At 37.4% G+C, this 16,330-nt stretch carries 10 protein-coding genes; all 10 read right to left on the reverse strand.

Features of this window, described 5'->3' with window-relative positions; all coding sequences use genetic code 11:
* Positions 1 to 41: 41 nt before the first annotated feature.
* The 10 genes from WBM60_RS12210 to WBM60_RS12255 all read right to left on the reverse strand — a co-directional run bounded on the left by WBM60_RS12210 (position 42) and on the right by WBM60_RS12255 (position 16,290).
* Positions 42 to 5,846: an ATP-binding protein gene (locus WBM60_RS12210; protein ID WP_424260602.1), complete on the reverse strand. Its 5,805-nt coding sequence runs from the start codon at positions 5,844 to 5,846 to the stop codon at positions 42 to 44.
* Positions 5,847 to 5,848: 2 nt separating this feature from the next.
* Complete coding sequence (locus WBM60_RS12215; RefSeq protein WP_424260680.1) at positions 5,849 to 5,962, reverse strand: hypothetical protein; 114 nt, start codon at positions 5,960 to 5,962, stop codon at positions 5,849 to 5,851.
* A 656-nt stretch (positions 5,963 to 6,618) separates the two neighbouring features.
* Positions 6,619 to 7,746, reverse strand: coding sequence for a TolB family protein (locus WBM60_RS12220; RefSeq protein ID WP_424276209.1), 1,128 nt, complete (start codon positions 7,744 to 7,746; stop codon positions 6,619 to 6,621).
* A gap of 277 nt (positions 7,747 to 8,023) precedes the next feature.
* Entirely contained in the window at positions 8,024 to 9,778 is a 1,755-nt protein-coding gene (locus WBM60_RS12225; RefSeq protein ID WP_424279455.1) for a glycoside hydrolase family 13 protein, read from the reverse strand.
* Between the two features lie 218 nt (positions 9,779 to 9,996).
* A complete protein-coding gene (locus tag WBM60_RS12230; protein ID WP_424260596.1) occupies positions 9,997 to 10,752 on the reverse strand; it encodes a DUF6090 family protein in 756 nt (251 codons plus the stop codon).
* Between the two features lie 213 nt (positions 10,753 to 10,965).
* Complete coding sequence (locus tag WBM60_RS12235; protein ID WP_424276207.1) at positions 10,966 to 11,931, reverse strand: alpha/beta fold hydrolase; 966 nt, start codon at positions 11,929 to 11,931, stop codon at positions 10,966 to 10,968.
* Between the two features lie 101 nt (positions 11,932 to 12,032).
* The gene (locus WBM60_RS12240) at positions 12,033 to 12,626 is read right to left on the reverse strand and encodes a hypothetical protein (protein WP_424260592.1); all 594 of its coding nucleotides are present in this window, start codon (positions 12,624 to 12,626) and stop codon (positions 12,033 to 12,035) included.
* Positions 12,627 to 12,788: 162 nt separating this feature from the next.
* Positions 12,789 to 13,904 (reverse strand): serine hydrolase domain-containing protein, encoded by a 1,116-nt coding sequence (locus WBM60_RS12245; RefSeq protein ID WP_424260590.1) that lies wholly within the window; start codon positions 13,902 to 13,904, stop codon positions 12,789 to 12,791.
* A gap of 159 nt (positions 13,905 to 14,063) precedes the next feature.
* Positions 14,064 to 15,629 carry a sulfatase family protein gene (locus WBM60_RS12250; RefSeq protein ID WP_424276206.1) on the reverse strand — a complete coding sequence of 522 codons (1,566 nt, stop codon included), beginning with the start codon at positions 15,627 to 15,629 and terminating at the stop codon, positions 14,064 to 14,066.
* Between the two features lie 418 nt (positions 15,630 to 16,047).
* Positions 16,048 to 16,290 carry a hypothetical protein gene (locus WBM60_RS12255; RefSeq protein WP_424276205.1) on the reverse strand — a complete coding sequence of 81 codons (243 nt, stop codon included), beginning with the start codon at positions 16,288 to 16,290 and terminating at the stop codon, positions 16,048 to 16,050.
* Between the last annotated feature and the right edge of the window lie 40 nt (positions 16,291 to 16,330).

The raw sequence follows: 16,330 nt of genomic DNA on the forward strand, positions 1-16,330 counted from the left end.
TTCGTAATACTATGGAGAAGGAGCTATCGGGACCCCCAGACCTATGCCGGCAAAATAATAGTAAATTCCGTACCTTTATTTTCCTTAGTTTTAACATTGAGTTCCCCTCCATGCGCCTTTACAATATCATAAGATAAGGATAATCCCAAGCCAGTTCCCTGGCCTGTCGGCTTAGTTGTAAAGAAAGGTTGAAAGATTTTGTCCAACACTTTTTTAGGGATACCATTACCGTTGTCCTTTACGGAAATCAAAACCTGATTCCCTTCTTTTTTTGTTGTTACTTCAACAGTGGGTTCATAAGCCGTTTGATTAAGTTTCTTTTTTTCATCAGTCGCACTTCGACTGCGCTCAGCACAGGCATAAAATGCATTGGTAATTAAATTCAAAACCACTCTTCCAATATCCTGGGGTACTATATTGATTTGGCCTATACTCTCATCAAATTCAGATTTCATAGTGGCGTTGAATGATTTGTCCTTAGCCCTTAAACCATGATAGGCCAGCCGTAAATATTCATCTGCCAAAACATTGATATCCGTAGGTTCTTTTTGCCCACTGCTGCTGCGGCTGTGCTGCAGCATCCCTTTTACTATCCCATCGGCCCTTTTACCATGGTGGGTTATCTTATCAAGATTTTGTTTAACATCCTCTGCGATGGCCATGGCTTCCTTAAGGTCTCCGTTCTTCAACTCCTCATACATCTCCTCAATGAGTTCCACGCTTACTTCTGAAAAATTATTGACAAAGTTCAACGGATTCTGAATCTCATGGGCAATCCCTGCAGTGAGTTCTCCTAGTGATGCCATCTTTTCAGATTGCACTAATTGTTGTTGGGTTTGCTTTAAGTCGGTCAGTGTTTTTTCTACCTGCTGTTTGGCCTCCTCCAGCTTATTAAAGTCTTCGTAGCGAGCATAGGCCGTAGAAAAGGCGTCCGCTATTGATTGCACCAAGCGCAGACTGTCCTTGTCTAATTCTGTGGAGTTCCCTACATATAATATCCCCTGTAAAAAAGGAACGTAATGCAGGTATAGGCCATCCTTGGGAACCGTGCTCAAATATTGTTGTCGTGTGGCAATCTGACCTTCCTTTACCAGGGTATCTGCCAGGTCTGAAAATCCTTCATTGTCCCAATGAATAATATGGATCTTCTTAGAGCGCCAGTTTTCAATGGCATCCACAAAAGGACTTGAGTCATAAGACAAATGAAAGGCGGCAATAGCTTTGCCATCGGGTTTTGATAAAAAAGTATGAATCTGTTCTTCCTGTTCATCAAAAATAAAAACACCACAACGTACAAAGGGGACGTCTAATGTGGTGAGTTCATTCCAAATTATTGGAGTAATCCTTTCCAAATCACCTGTTGTTCTCATGGACGCAATCTCTGCACGAACACGGTCTACGGATGAACGCCTATTTGCATCCAGGGCATTGGCCTCGGCCTTTTGCAATTCTATATAGCGCCTGAAGGTAAGATCCATGATGCCGTTAAAACGTTGCATTATAGCTATTTCTGCATCTGTAAAGGGTTCATGAGACCAGCCATAAAACACGCCTTCTGAGAATGGAAGGAAGTATCCGTATTGTTTGGCACTATCAATATGGGAAGCAGGTACTTTGTATTGTCCTCCAATTTGTTCATAATACTGACTTAACAAATCGCCTTTTAAAGTGGGGTAATAGTCTTCATTGTTTATCCAGTGGGTATAAATTTGTGATAAAACAGGATGATCTTTCAGAATGGTTTTACCAACCAATGAAAGGCCCATTCCATCCTCGGAAGAAGTAGCTCCATATAATTCTACATCTCTATTTTCCTTATTAAGCAGGCCTACCCCGCTTCTAAATGTGTTGATCCCTAAATTCTTTAATTCACTAAATACGACACCTGCGGTAGCAACAAGATCGTTACTGTGATGCATGGCCATGGCCTTGCCCCTTACTTTTTCAAGGGCGGCCTCAATCTGCGCTTCCCGTGCCTGCATCTCTGCCTTTTTCAAATCAAGGAAGCGGGTGTAGGTTTGCTGGAAAACCGAGGCGAACCGCTGTAATAGGTCAAAGTCACTTTTGTTAAGTGGCTCATATGTTACCGGCATTAAACTGCCATTAGAAAACGGGCAGACGCTAAGAACCATAGAATCTGGCGGCTTTTCGCCTTTCGGATAAATCCAGCCATATTGAACCAAAAACGCTACGAAATCCTTCAGTTTGGCTCCTTCAAGTTCCAAACTGTCGGTTCTCTTTTCTTTCCAGGTTTTTGTCAGCCATTTTGCCACATCATTCCCTGTTGTGGGAATAATAATACCTTTTGTTTCTGAATTGCCTTCTTCACTGGTATACCAAATCTCTATGGACGAGGCTTGTTCATTAAAAATACAGATTACACATCGCCTCAAAGAAGTATTACCAAGTTCTTGTATTTGCCTAAATAAAACGTCTCCCACCTGAGTCAATTCTTCACTCCTGTGCATGGCCATAGTACTGGACCGAACTTTTTCCAATGCTGCTTCAATCTGGGCCTCTCTGGCCTGGGCTTCTGCTTTTTGGAGGTCGAGGAAGCGGGTATACGTTTGGTTAAAAACCTTGGCAAAACGGATCAACAAATGCATGATCTCATCAGCAACAGGTTCATTTGTGGTGCAAAGAAGTAATCCTTTCGAGAAAAAAGCTGCCTGCTGCACTCGTCTCCCTTTAATATTGGTATCGTCTATGGGTAACTTTACATCTTCTTTTATATAGCGTAACCAGTCTTTAAGGTTTTGACCCAACAGGTCAATTACTATAGAATCTTTACCCTCTTTCCATGCTTTATGAAATTTAGACATGGTTGTTGCTTCTTCTAAAGACCCGCTATATCTATGATCCAGATGACTGCCAATTTGATCGGTAGCCCATAACTCTATCAAGTTTTCCTCTTCCTTTATTACACAAATACTTATACGGTCAGGGATATTTCCCAGCAATGCAAATTGTTCAAAAAGTACCTGTGAAGTTTCAGGAAGTTGTTCACTCTTATGCATAGCCATAGAACTTGCCCTAACCCTTTCTAAAGCTGCTTCTACCTGAGCTTCCCGGGCTTGCTCTTCCGTTTTTTTCAGGTCGGAAAATCTCCTGTAAGCCATGTCAAAAACACCTGCCGCACGTTTTTGCAGTTCCCCGGACTCTTTAGAAGGTGGGTCATTGGAAATCATTAACAGGGAACCGCCTGAAAAATTCGAATAATGGTAATACAATACTTCCGGAATAACGATGGCTCCATTTTCGTCGTAGTCTATCACATTGACGTCCAGGCTTTCCAATTCCTTATACCATTCCCTTAACATTTCGCCTTTGGCGATAATGGTGTATTCTGTTTCCCCGGATTTATATTTTGCTATTGTTTCCCTTATATAGGCGGTTGATTTCTTATCTACCCTGGCTTCATCGGAAATAATTTTATCATCAGGTGAATTAGGATTCCTGTAAGAATACCAGACAAGGATCTTGTCTTTATCTTCTTCGTAAAGATGTATAATAGAAGACTCCAGGGCCGCCTGGCCCAAATTCGCCATTTGGTCCCTCAAAACATTAGCCACCTCCAACAAGTCATCCGAGGATCGCATGGCCATCGCACTGGCTCTTACCCTTTCCAATCCCGCCTCAATCTGTGCTTCCCTTACTTGTTCTTCTGCTTTTTGCAGATCTAAGTATCTTCTATAGGTTTGTCCAAAAACATTCGCTAATCTATTTAATACATTAGCAGCTTCTTCTGAAATCGGGTTCTCTGTAAAAGCAAAAAGAATACCTGAAGAAAAGAAGAAACTATTGTGGAATACTTTTTCCGGTAATGTGTTTAAATCTACATTGAATGGATATTCGGGTTCGTTATTCAGAGCTTTGTAGTAATCGGTAACATCCTTACCTATGAAATCATAAGTGTATCCTGCTTTTTTGCTTTTCCATGCTTTTTTAAGCCCCACCAACATAGGGTGTATAGTCATATTTAACATCCCCATTTTTAAATCAATATTCCCGTTAGGCGTGTAATTAGCAGACCATGTTTCCATTCGTTCTGTTCCTTCAAAGATCCCTAAGCCACAGCGAAGAGATTTGTCAAGACCCAACTTCATCACTTCATAAAAGAAAGTAACAACTGTATCACCTACGTCCTGGCTGTTGTGCATCGCCATTGTTTTAGAACGCACCCGTTCCAGTGCTGATTCTATTTGTGCTTCCCGTGCCTGGGTTTCTGCTTTTTGAAGGTCTAGAAAACGGGTATAGGATTGTTGGAATACCTTTCCAAAACGCATGAGCGTGTTATTCTCTTCATCTGTATAAGGAATCCCCGAAAAATTTTCGATGTACAGACCAATATTATCCAGCAATACAGTGGATATAGCAAGGCCAGAAGCACTGAAGTAATATTCCTTTGCTTCTTCCGACAAACCCTGAACCAACTTAAAAAGATCCTGATAAAATCTGTTTTTTTCTTCAAAGTCAAGATGGTTGGCAAAGAAATCCAATCCCTTTTCTTTTGCTTCCTTAAAACTGTTCCAATGTGCGCAATCAAAATAAGGTAAGGTTATCTGGGTTTGAATCTCCTGCTGGTCAGCCAGCCAGATGTTCATATCATCACTTGTTTTATAATCGATAATAAACCCGGTATGTTCAATTTGGAAATTTAAGTGAACGAATTGTTCATATACCACCTGGATTACCTCTTTGAGCTCTTCACTTTTTTGCATACCCATGGTTCGGCTTCTCACCCTTTCCAATGCCGTTTCGATCTGTGCTTCCCTGGCCTGGGCTTCTGCTTGTTTCAGATCATTAAACCGGGTATAGGTGAGGTCAAACACTTTTCCAAAACGTCCCAGAATATTAAGGCTCTCATCTGATAATGGTTCTTCACCAACAGTTTGTATTCCTCCAAAATTGCTGAACGTGAAAGAAGCGACATATTGTTTTGTGGCACGCATCTCTTTCTGTACGGCTTCAGGTACTCTTCTGAATTCTGTTTCGTTAAATAAATAGGCATCATAGATTTCTTTTTCAGCCCCTTTTAATACAAAGACCCATTTATCCTTTTTTTCTTTCCACGCTTTAAACATTTCATGATGAAAGCGATAGTCTTCAAACAACATGTGATAAGATTCAGGTGCCTTCCCTATCTCCGGATTTGCTCCCCAAACTATATTTGACATGGAGGGCTCGTCAATAATATTGATCATACACCAGGAAAGGGCTAAATCAAGTTTTGTCAATTCTTTAAAAACAGTATCTACCAATTCAGATAACTCATCGGAGTTCTGCATGGCCATCGCCTTTGACCGCACCCTTTCCACAGAGGCCTCTATCTCGAGTTCGCGATTTTTTTGTTCTAGTTCTATGGTTCGCCTTTTGATAGCGTCACGCAGTTCCTGATTCTCTTCTGCAATTTTGTCTATGGCAATATTTTGGCCCTTCCCGGTCTTGGTGTCCGGGAAAGAGGAATGCTGGTGGATTATTCTCCAACCATCTTTTCTCTCCTGTAAAAAGGTAGTAGCTCTGAACTTAGAGTAAAAAACCCATTTCGCACCTGTCCGGGCATAGAGGTCGCAGCGTTCATGGACCAGGACCACAGCTTCTTGTGATTCCAATTTGGTACTGCGGTTCCGCATTTGCAGTTTTCCGGCTACCTCCTGAATTGTATCCCTCAAAAATTGAATCGCCTCTTTTTTTGTGGTAAATACCTCGCTTTCTGCACTTCCTACCTGTGTATAGGAGTCGTCCAAGAGAACTTCCATGGCATCCACATTGCCATTCAAATACTCTGCCCAGTAGGTTTCGTATCCTTGTAACAATTCTTTTTGCTGTTTCTTGGTAAGTTTCATTTTTAGTCCTTGGCTGGTAATTTTAAAGTAAACGTAGTGCCTTCTCTCTTTTCTGTACCCACTGTTATTTTACCGTCATGGGCTTTAAAAACATCATTTCTTAAAGATAAGCCTATTCCTGTTCCCTACCCCACAGGTTAGGTGATAGGTTTCGTTAAACATTGGCTGCAAAGGTCTTTAATAGCCCGTTCAAAGACTGAAAAGATGGTAAATTGAAAAGTATCTGCAATAGCCTACTCCCTGCTTACTAATATACTTAAGATTTTGGAAACCGCGAGCTAATAAAGAAGATAGTAGCCTCACCAGGATTAGCTGCGTTGTTCCTGAGAAAGACTCGCACTGAAAATACAAAAGGTAGGATATGAAATTGGACCAATTGAAGAATCCTTCATTTATAGCAAGTGGCCGGGCTTATTATAACCTATAATCATATTCCAATATATTTCGGGACCGGTTATGATCCATTAAGGAATCGATCATATATCCACCATTTTTATGCATATACATTTGATTTAGTGTATACATATTTCAGGAGGGGTCAAACTTGATGTCAACGGTTTGGCATATATTTTCGTTGGCGTTTCAATGCTATTCATTTTCAAGTTACAATTATATTTAGCAGTTGCATTTAAGCTTGGTCAACCATTACACCACTAATGAAATATATGCCGTGTTAGCGCTAGTTTTTTAGTTATATTTTATTTATCAGATAGTCACTCTATTTAAATCAATCTCAGCTTTGTTTTATATATTAAAAAATAGGATACTCCTGTTATTCATTATAAGTTTTAAAATCCTCCAGGTGTTTTGCAGCTTCTTGCAAATCCATAATTAGGAAACCGAAACCAACACCTGGTTCTGTATTATCTTTTCCTATCTGAAAACTTAAATATTTCCCATCGTCCGATATTACTCCTTGATTGGCCTTGTATCCCTTATAGTCAGTGAAATAAGTTAATCTTTGCATTTCGCCTGACCCATCTATTTTCAATTTATACAGATCAAGCAATGGCCAGGCATTTTTATCGGAGGGTCCGTGTTCAACCAGAGTGTGTAAACCGTCAGGGAATATTCCTTCAGGCTCATCGTAGCAGCAGGGAGAGTTAGTGATAGTTCTATATTCTCCGGTTTCGCTATCTACCATATAAACATCGGTATTATTTCCATTATTAATAGTATAAACAGCAAATGTTACTTTTACATCTTCTGGTGGAACAAGATTTTGTGTTTCAAGACTTGCATGACCCAGTGAAAAAGGTAACTGCTTTGAATCAAAAATCACCCTTTCATTGGCTAACTTGGGTATCCCATCTTGGTAAATTATTTCAGCCATTAATAACTTTGCCCTATTTTTTCCCAACTCAGGTAATTGGCGATCTCGATGTGTCCAGGCTATTCTCATCTTATTTCTGGAAACCGCCGGCCCTTCAGCACAAAGGGTATTTAAAGGAACCGGGGGCGTTTCACCACTTTTATCCATTACGTACAACCAGGTAAGGTCACGTGCTTTATCTCTTTCCTCATTATCAGTAGGATCAAAGAGCGCATTTGGCCCAGCAAGCAGAATGTCGCCATTAGATAGATACATGGCCCTTGTAAAACCGTAATGATTAAAATGTCTGGTTTTTGGTCGTGTAATTCCGGTTGCCACCTCTAGTTCAAATACTTCACCCATTGGTTTATCTAAAAAAAGAATGAATCGGCCATCATGAGACCAATCTGGACGTTCTCCAAAACCGCTTACAAGTTTTATATATGGTGGTAAATTATCTATTGGACTAGCGTTTATTAAACCAGGTTCTGTTTTTACATTACCTTGTCCAAATACACTAATTGTCTGCAGTAGTATGTATAAAAGAAGTATTTGTTGTTGTCGAATAGTCTTTTTTATTGTATTCATAAATTCATGTTTTAAAATTGTTCCGAATAAAATTTCGTCTGAAATTAACGCTAACGGTCTCGGCTATGAGTAGTTGCGTGTCCCGATAGCTCCTTCTCCATAGTATTACGAAGGAGAAGCTATCGGGATAGCATTTAACTTTGCAAATACACACCAAACTGAAAATCCGTCCCGCCACGCTTTGGCGTGGGAGGATTTTCAGAAGCCTGTCCTGAGCGCAGTCGAAGGGTAGGCGAGAACAAGTAATTACTAATAGCCATTGTTTTAGCACGTTTCTCTATTCAATTTTTAAAATTACTGCTTGATAGGGAAGAAGACTAGCCTCATTTCCTTCAATTATTAATTCTTCATAGTTGTTGATGAGAGTCTCGTTCGAATTACCCAATTCTTCCGTCAGTGAAATAGTTGAGTTTTCATCTGAAAAATTCAAAAGAACCAGCATTTTGTCGTTACCTAATGTTCTTTTGAAGGCATAAACCGAAGGATGTTCTTTTTGTAATATTTCATAATCTCCATATACCAAAACCAGATTGTCCTTTCGTAATTTGGTCATTCTTCTAAAGTGATTCAATGCACTGTTTGGATTACTGTTTTGTTTGGCAACATTAATCTGTATGTAATTAGGATTCACCCTTTTCCATGGCGTGCCTTTTGTAAATCCTGCATTTACAGAATCATCCCACTGCATGGGTGTCCGGGCGTTTTCTCTTGATGCATAATTAAGCTGCTTCATGAATTCATCAACATCTTTTCCTTTGGCCGAAGCCATTTTATAGTCACCGATAGCGGAAATATCTACATATTCTTCAATTGTTGGCATGTCAATGTTCGTCATTCCCAATTCATCACCGTAGTATGTATAAGGCGTACCTCTCATACTAAGTAAAAAGGTATTCAACATTTGTGTGGATACTGTCCTAAATTCAGGACTTGCATTTCCAAATCGATTCACTAACCGTGAATTATCATGATTTGAAAGAAAAATGGCCAACCAACCATTTTCGGCAAATGCATCATCCCATCTACTAAAGACATCCTTGAATTGTGACAACTCATAACCGTCAGTCGTACGAGACATGTCTACAGTTTCGAAGTGGTAAGCAACCTGGAGTTCTTTCCTATCCGAATCGACCAGATCGTGGGCATCTTTAAAAGTACTTCCAGCACCTTCCGCAACTGCGAAAACATTATAAGGTTCTATAACTTCCTTGTACATTTCCTTTAAGTAATCATGCAATTGTGGCCTCAGACCATACCACTTAATGAAGTCCTTCTCATGCCCATCAGGAAACTCAGGAAAAGTAGTGTCTTTACTGGCGAATTGAAAGGCATCCATTCTAAATCCATCAACTCCCATTTCTGCCCAATATTTCATGATGTCATAAACTTCTTGACGAAGTTTTGGATTTTCCCAGTTCAAATCGGGTTGCTCTTCTGCGAATGTATGAAGATAGTAAGCGTCGACAGCTTCTACATAATCCCATCCTCCGTCTGGGTCAAATAAGCTATGTCTATAAGGTGGTTTACCTTTCTCAGCTGGCCACCAGTGATAATAATTATAATATTTATTTTCTCTGGAGCTTTTGGCTTCTTGAAACCATTCATGTTGGTCGCTACTATGATTTACTACAACATCCAAAACAAATTTAATTTCACGGTCTTGAAATCCTTTGAGCATTTCTTCAAAATCCTCCATAGTTCCATAGCGCGGGTGAATTGCTCGGTAATCGGAAACGTCATAACCGTTGTCAACTAAAGGTGATTTAAAAAAAGGATTCATCCAAACTGAGGAAATACCGAGACTTTCAATATAATCTAATTCTTCAATAATACCCTTAAAATCGCCAAAACCGTCACCATCTGAATCCTTGAAGCTTTGAGGATATATTTGGTACAATGTGCCTTCTTTCCACCATTGTCTATCTATTTTCGAAGCAAGGTCGACTTCCTCCTTAGGTTGGTTTTTACAGCTTAATATTGTCAATAAGATTATTGTTACAATAAAATCAAGTCTTAAGTATCTTTTTATCACTTTAGTTTTCTTTAATGTGCTACAACGGTCTCGGCTATGATTCTGTTTTGTCTGTAGCGAGCCCAGCGGCAGGTATCCAAACCTTGTTTGGAAAAATTAACGAGGGCAAGGCGAAGCTGCTTGGTTTATCGTTTAACCTGTTTCTTAGTTTTAAAAATAGGATAAAATTTTCAAAATATGTTTAGCTAAAATGAATTATAGCCGTTTTTGTACTTTCGTTATTTCTTCACATTTGAAATAATATTTAGTTCGTCTTGAATTTCTCCTTTTAATTTTTCGGCTTCTTTATTAGAATCATTCATTGCTTCTATGGTGCTATACTTACTTTCAAATACTTGCGGTAATATTGAATGAAATTCTTTTTTTGATAAAAACCTTTGGTATATATCATCCAATTCTTTTTTAGATATGTTTGATAAAGAATCAGGTAAATTATATGTGGTTATTACCCAATTTAACTGCTCTTGATTCAAAATACCTCTAGAGTACTCATTATATTTAAGTTGTACATCTTCTCTGATAAAATCAAACTGACTATAATTGAATTCAAGGTCGTAATATTTTGCAATTGAAACCCTTAAATCCTCATTATTTATTAATTCAAGTCTGCCACTTGATTTTAATTCCTCAAAACTATGATTTGAAATAGCGGGTCTGTAAGTGTAATTTGCATAAACAATAGATTTAACAAAATAATCAGAAGATTTATTGACCAATTGTGAGTGCTTAATAGCTTGTTCCAAAAACAGTACTCTTTTATTTCTTTCTTGAGCTAATTTAATCGTTCTTTCAAATTGTAATAAATCATTGTCTAAGTCCTCATAAATTCTTTTTAAATAACTAGTTTCCAGTTTTTTGTTTTTTAAATTTTCATTCCAATTATTAATTGATAAAGCAATCAGAATTCCAATAACAACAAGAATTATTTCACCAACAGCATATTTTAAATACTTTCCAGTTTTGTTTTTCTCCATAAGGTCGTAGCGTATTTTTCGAAAGAATTTTATCATTGGTTATTGGTTTGTCCCGATAGCTATCGGGAATGAAGCATAACGGTGAGTGGGTATGAGTAGCGGAAGTTGGCGTGGTAATTTCCTCTCAAACCGCTATGCTGTTTGAGAGGGCTAAAAACCTTGATGTTTAATACTTTTTCGGCCATTGCTTATACAAAATGTTAGCCATTGTATTTATTCATCTCTGGATTGTAGATTAATCATTTTAATAATTTCATTACTAATTAATTCTGATTCACTGTTCAGCATATTATGTCCACTTTTTTCAGCAACAATTCTAGTACCGCTAATAGATAATTTTGAAATCTCTTTTTGTAAACCGTCCCAATAGTGCTGAATTTCTTTTTTAACAGTATCATTTTCATTTGGCCCAAGAAATGAATCTTGGCTGCCTGCTGATATCACAACTAATGGAACCTTCCAAGTATTGCTTGATGCTGATAATTTTGATGTTTCTTTCATTAAAAATTCGATTTCATCATATACACCTCCGTTTTGAACACCTTTATATAACAGCGGATCATCCATCAAAAGTCTTAGCAAACCAACCACATTTAGAAATCGAAATAACCATCTTGGAGGAAAAAAAGGAGGCTGCATATAATCTTTTAATTCCTCAGGGGCTTTATATAGTTGATCTGGATGAGATGGATCTATTAAAACAACACCTAAAATGTCTTCTTGGTGCTTATTAATAAACGGTCTCAAATAAATACCTGCTGCAGAATGACCTACTAACACATACGGCTTTTTAAAGTCTATATTTTTTAACAAAGCCTGCAAATCTTTACTTATATTATCAGGATTTTTATCAAATGATCCACGTTCACTCCATAGTAATCCGGCTCTATCGTAAGTTACAGTGGTTGCATATTTCGAAATTCTTTCTGATAGATTTTCCCAGGCTCGATGATCTCCCGGTGCTCCAGATTCAAAGACTACAGTTACATTACCATCACCCTTTTTTTCGTAATACAACTCATGGCCTCCAACATCAACAAAACGTCCAGTCCTTTCTTCAGCAAATTGTTTTGCACTGAAACGACCTATTTGTTCATAAACAATCCCAGTCAATAATAACAGTCCAAGTAGTATAAGGAATCCTTTGCCAATTAATTTTAATATTTTCCTGATTTTCATTATTTGTTAATATAATGGCTAACGGTTGGTATAAGCGCAGTTGCGAGGATACGAGTAAATATCGCTTTTACATTGTTAGCATTTGTTTTATTCTCTCGATTTTAATCTGGTTTTGAATATTCAATTAATTCCTCTACATAAAAAAAATCACCTTGAGTTTGAGTCAGTTTGATAAAATTTTTCACTTCGGGTGAATACAACCAAACCTCCTCTTCATTTGCGTTATATCCTCTGGAATTTGTGGTTTTACCTGTGTATTTAATTGTGTAGGCCATGAATGTTCCAGCTTCTACCGTTTCTTCTTGGTATGATAATATTTCAGCATCTTGACTTTGGTTTCCCGTTGTTCCATCTTGACTTGTCCAATTGTTCTCATATCTCCATTTTTTACCCACTTCCAGAGGCCAGTCGTACTTAGGTGTTTCGCTTTCTTCTGGTTTAACAATTTCAGTAACGGGAATGGTGTCCTTACCGATTGTCATACCTAAAACTCCGTCAATACTGACAATTTCTCTTGTATCTTTTCCATCCGAGCGTACTTCCCCTTCTGTAGTTACACCTTTATATTTCCAGGTCCATTTTTCGCCAACTTGATAATCAGCTAGAGTTGGTTGGTTGGTGGTGCTGGATTTAGTTGTGTCGTTACAGGCGCTAAGTATTACTACTGCAAGTAATATTAGAATTTGATTTTTCATATTTTTTAATTTAAAACAATAGGACGTGTCAGATTGAAACTTGTTACAATTACTAGATTTTTAAATAAAACATTCTCTATTTTCTTATAAATGCTAACGGTCTCGTATATGAGCCGTCCCGATGGCTATCGGGATAATGGCTTATATACTTTGTTGTGTGCTTTAATTTTTATTTATTATTTCGGTTGCAATATCCTTTGCAATTTTATCTGCGATTAAAAACCTCCTTGCGTTACAAAGAACAATTATGTTCAGGTCAGAACTTGGAACTGAAAAAATTGTAGTTGAGAAACCTCTTCCAGCACCTGGAGTCCAAATAATTTTTTGTCCATCCAAATCACTAATAAACCATCCCATTCCATATGATGTATTTTCATCATAATAAATAATTGAGGAAGCATCGATGTTGTCTCCGTTGTTATACTTCGAATATTCCCAAGCCTTTTCAAGCAATTCTAATTCTAATATTTCACCAGAGAATAATGCTTTTGTCCAAAAACTTAAATCTTCAATATTTGATATTAATTCGGCATCACCATCTGCTAAATGATTCTCATCTAAATATCTAGTAGAATTTTTCATTACACCTTTTACATTTCTGTATCCATTTACCCTGTTTTTAATGATGTTGAAATAATCCATTTTTTGAGTATTCTTCATCTTAAGTGGGGTGAAGTATTCGTTTTGAAGATAATCCTGATACTTTTGACCGCTAACAGATTCTATAACTTTGGTTAAAACCCAATACCCTGAATTGGTATAACTCCAGTCATTACCGGATGGAAATTTTAAAACCTTAGTCGAATCTTTTACAATTTCAAAGGAAGTACTATGCAATTTATGACCTTCCTTAAAATCATTTAGATAGTCCTTTATTCCTCCTGTATGATTTAATAATTGTTCAATTGTTATGTCTTTCCAAGTAGATGGAAGTGAATCGAGATACTTGCTTATGGGATCATTCAGTTCGAGCCTATCCATTGCCTCCAATTTTAGGATGGATACAGCGCAGAATTGCTTTGAAACTGACCAAATTCGATAAACAGATGAATTGGTCATTGGTACATCTAGTTCTAAGTTTGCATATCCAAAAGATTTTTTGAATTTGACGTCATTATTGTGAATTACAGAAATAGACATTCCAGCAATGTCAAGACTATCCATATATTTTTTTGCAATTTCTTCAACTCTGTTAATTGGGTCATCAGAAACTTGCGCAAATATTGGATTAGAGCAACAGCTAATTATTATGAATAATATGATATAAAATCTTTTCACTAATGTTTCTTTTTATTGCACACAACGGTAAGTATAAGAATAGTAGCGGACTGCGTGACACTTCCCTGTCAAGTTACAAGAAAGTTGAAGCGGGCTAAAACCCATTATTTTACTGCTGAACCGGCTATTATTTTTATACATTGTTATCATTCGAATATTTTACTGATTAATAAATTCAATTTGCTTCCATGCAAAATCAATCCAGTCATTTTTCTGAGGCACTCCTGGCGTACTCCTACCTTCGGTAATATACTTAATAAGCAATGTTTTTAATTCCTCTGCTTTTTCAGTATTTTTTGGATACAAATTGGTAGCTTCACTTGGATCGCTCTTTATATTATACAATTGATATTTTGGTAATGAATCAATAGCCTCACTATTATCTGGTTTTGGAAAACTCCAACCTCCAGACCCCGGACACATAATAAGTTTCCAGTCGCCTTTTCTGATAGCAAAACTCCCATTTATAGAATGGTGTACCGTAGCTTCCCTTATTGGAATATCAAGTTTCATTTGTTTAAATAAAGGAACGATATTATAGCTATCTTCTCCTTCATTGTCTGACAATGAATATCCGACTATATTAGCAAGGGTTGCCATCAAATCGGTTGTGCAAATAGTTTGATCCGACACTATTTCTTTCTTTATTTCCTGGGGCCATTTAACAATAAATGGAACACGGTGCCCTCCTTCAAAAATATCAGCCTTATGCCCTCTGTATATGTAACTTGGGTAGTGACCTTTTTCTTCTAACTCATCCATGTATGCTGCCGGGGAACAGCCATTGTCACTAGTAAAAATAACAATGGTATTGTTTTCAATCCCGGCTTCTTTAATCACTTTTTCCAGTTGCCCCATATAGGAATCTACCATCATTACAAAATCGCCATACGGATTCAATCCACTCTTCCCTTGCCATTCCTCTGTTGGTAAAATTGGCGTATGTGGGGAGGGTAGTGCTAAATATAAAAAGAATGGATTTTCTTCTTTGGATATTTCTTTAATGTATTCAAAGGATTTACGGAAAAAATTAGGTGTAACCTCATCATGGATAAAATCACTGGAAGTAGGTCCTTCTCGCCACCAGGAATATTTACCTTTATTAATTGATGTGGTGTCAGGGATTTTAGTTGGCATACCATTTTCAACATATACATAGGGAGCCATGTCTAAAGAACCACTATGGCCGTATGAATAGATAAACCCTAATTCTTTAGGACCATTTTGAACAGGTTTTGAAAAATCGATATTATCAAAATCTTTGGGGTTCCAACCTTCACCTCCAGAAACTTCAGGATTTTTTTGTGCCCAATCCCATCCTAAATGCCATTTACCAATAAAAGCCGTATTATAGTTTTTTTGCTTTAATAAGGAAGCTACTGTAGTTCTGTCGGCAGAGATTAAAGCTTTGGATTTACCAGTAAGTACACCTGATTTTAGTTTACTTCTCCAATTATATCGCCCTGTTAGAATCCCATACCTTGTTGGAGAGCAGACAGATGCTGATGTGTGTGCATCGGTAAACTTAAGACCTTCAGAAGCTAATTTGTCTATGTTTGGTGTTTGAATTTTACTGTTTTCATTATATACAGATACATCCCCATAACCCATATCATCAGCTAAAACATATATTATATTTGGCTCTTGGGATTCTTCTTCTTTGGTTGAGCAACTAATAAAGAATAGTAACACAATTGGAGTAATAAGAAGAATTTTGATTTTCATAATTTCTGTATTCTTAAATTTGAATGATAACGTTGTGGCTATTAACGGTACGGGAGCAAACCGGCGTTTAACTTTCCCTTACGCTCATAGCAAAAATCTTTTGGTTTTGTTTTTTTCTTTGTCCCACTAAAAAGCAAAATCCCAAAGATTTTGCAGACTTCATAAAAGTACGCAAACCCAGCGAATAAGGCCTAAGCCCGTATTGTTTATAGGTTTTGTTACCATTTGTTTTTTCGTCCGAGGCAGTCGTTTTCCTTAATAATTTTGGTTCGACCGAGTAAAAAACCCGACAAATATTTTCTTTTTCAATCCGTTCAGATTGGCAAATCCATAAGTGATTCTTTCCGACTCAGAAAAGTCACTATACGTTCAGGTTCCGTTCTGTGTTAAATTCTTTATGCAATGTTTTCGATTTTGCTTATTTCCGAGATTCTATTTCTGTTTTAAGTGATTTTAGGTTTTTTAAATTCATTGGAAGAATTGCAGCAAGAGCGAAAGGAACTGCAATTAGTGGTGTGATACCATCTCGAAATGAAATAAAAATAAAGAAACATAGCGCACCTACTAAAACAATAGCGAGCATCCAAACAACTGTTTTTATAGCTGTTTCCTTTTTTTTAAGTTCTTCAATACTCAAACTTGATAGTTCTTGTTGATTCATAATAATTAAATTTTAGCTTTTCAAAATAAATGGTAACGGT

Source organism: Eudoraea sp. (assembly GCF_049669105.1).
Classification (GTDB): domain Bacteria; phylum Bacteroidota; class Bacteroidia; order Flavobacteriales; family Flavobacteriaceae; genus Eudoraea.

What these genes read in the sequence shown, in the direction of transcription:
- WBM60_RS12210 (WP_424260602.1), bottom strand. Translation starts at nt 5,846, where the DNA reads ATGAAACTTACCAAGAAACAGCAAAAAGAATTGTTACAAGGATACGAA.
- WBM60_RS12220 (WP_424276209.1), bottom strand. Translation starts at nt 7,746, where the DNA reads ATGAATACAATAAAAAAGACTATTCGACAACAACAAATACTTCTTTTA.
- WBM60_RS12230 (WP_424260596.1), bottom strand. Translation starts at nt 10,752, where the DNA reads ATGGAGAAAAACAAAACTGGAAAGTATTTAAAATATGCTGTTGGTGAA.
- WBM60_RS12235 (WP_424276207.1), bottom strand. Translation starts at nt 11,931, where the DNA reads ATGAAAATCAGGAAAATATTAAAATTAATTGGCAAAGGATTCCTTATA.
- WBM60_RS12240 (WP_424260592.1), bottom strand. Translation starts at nt 12,626, where the DNA reads ATGAAAAATCAAATTCTAATATTACTTGCAGTAGTAATACTTAGCGCC.
- WBM60_RS12250 (WP_424276206.1), bottom strand. Translation starts at nt 15,629, where the DNA reads ATGAAAATCAAAATTCTTCTTATTACTCCAATTGTGTTACTATTCTTT.
- WBM60_RS12255 (WP_424276205.1), bottom strand. Translation starts at nt 16,290, where the DNA reads ATGAATCAACAAGAACTATCAAGTTTGAGTATTGAAGAACTTAAAAAA.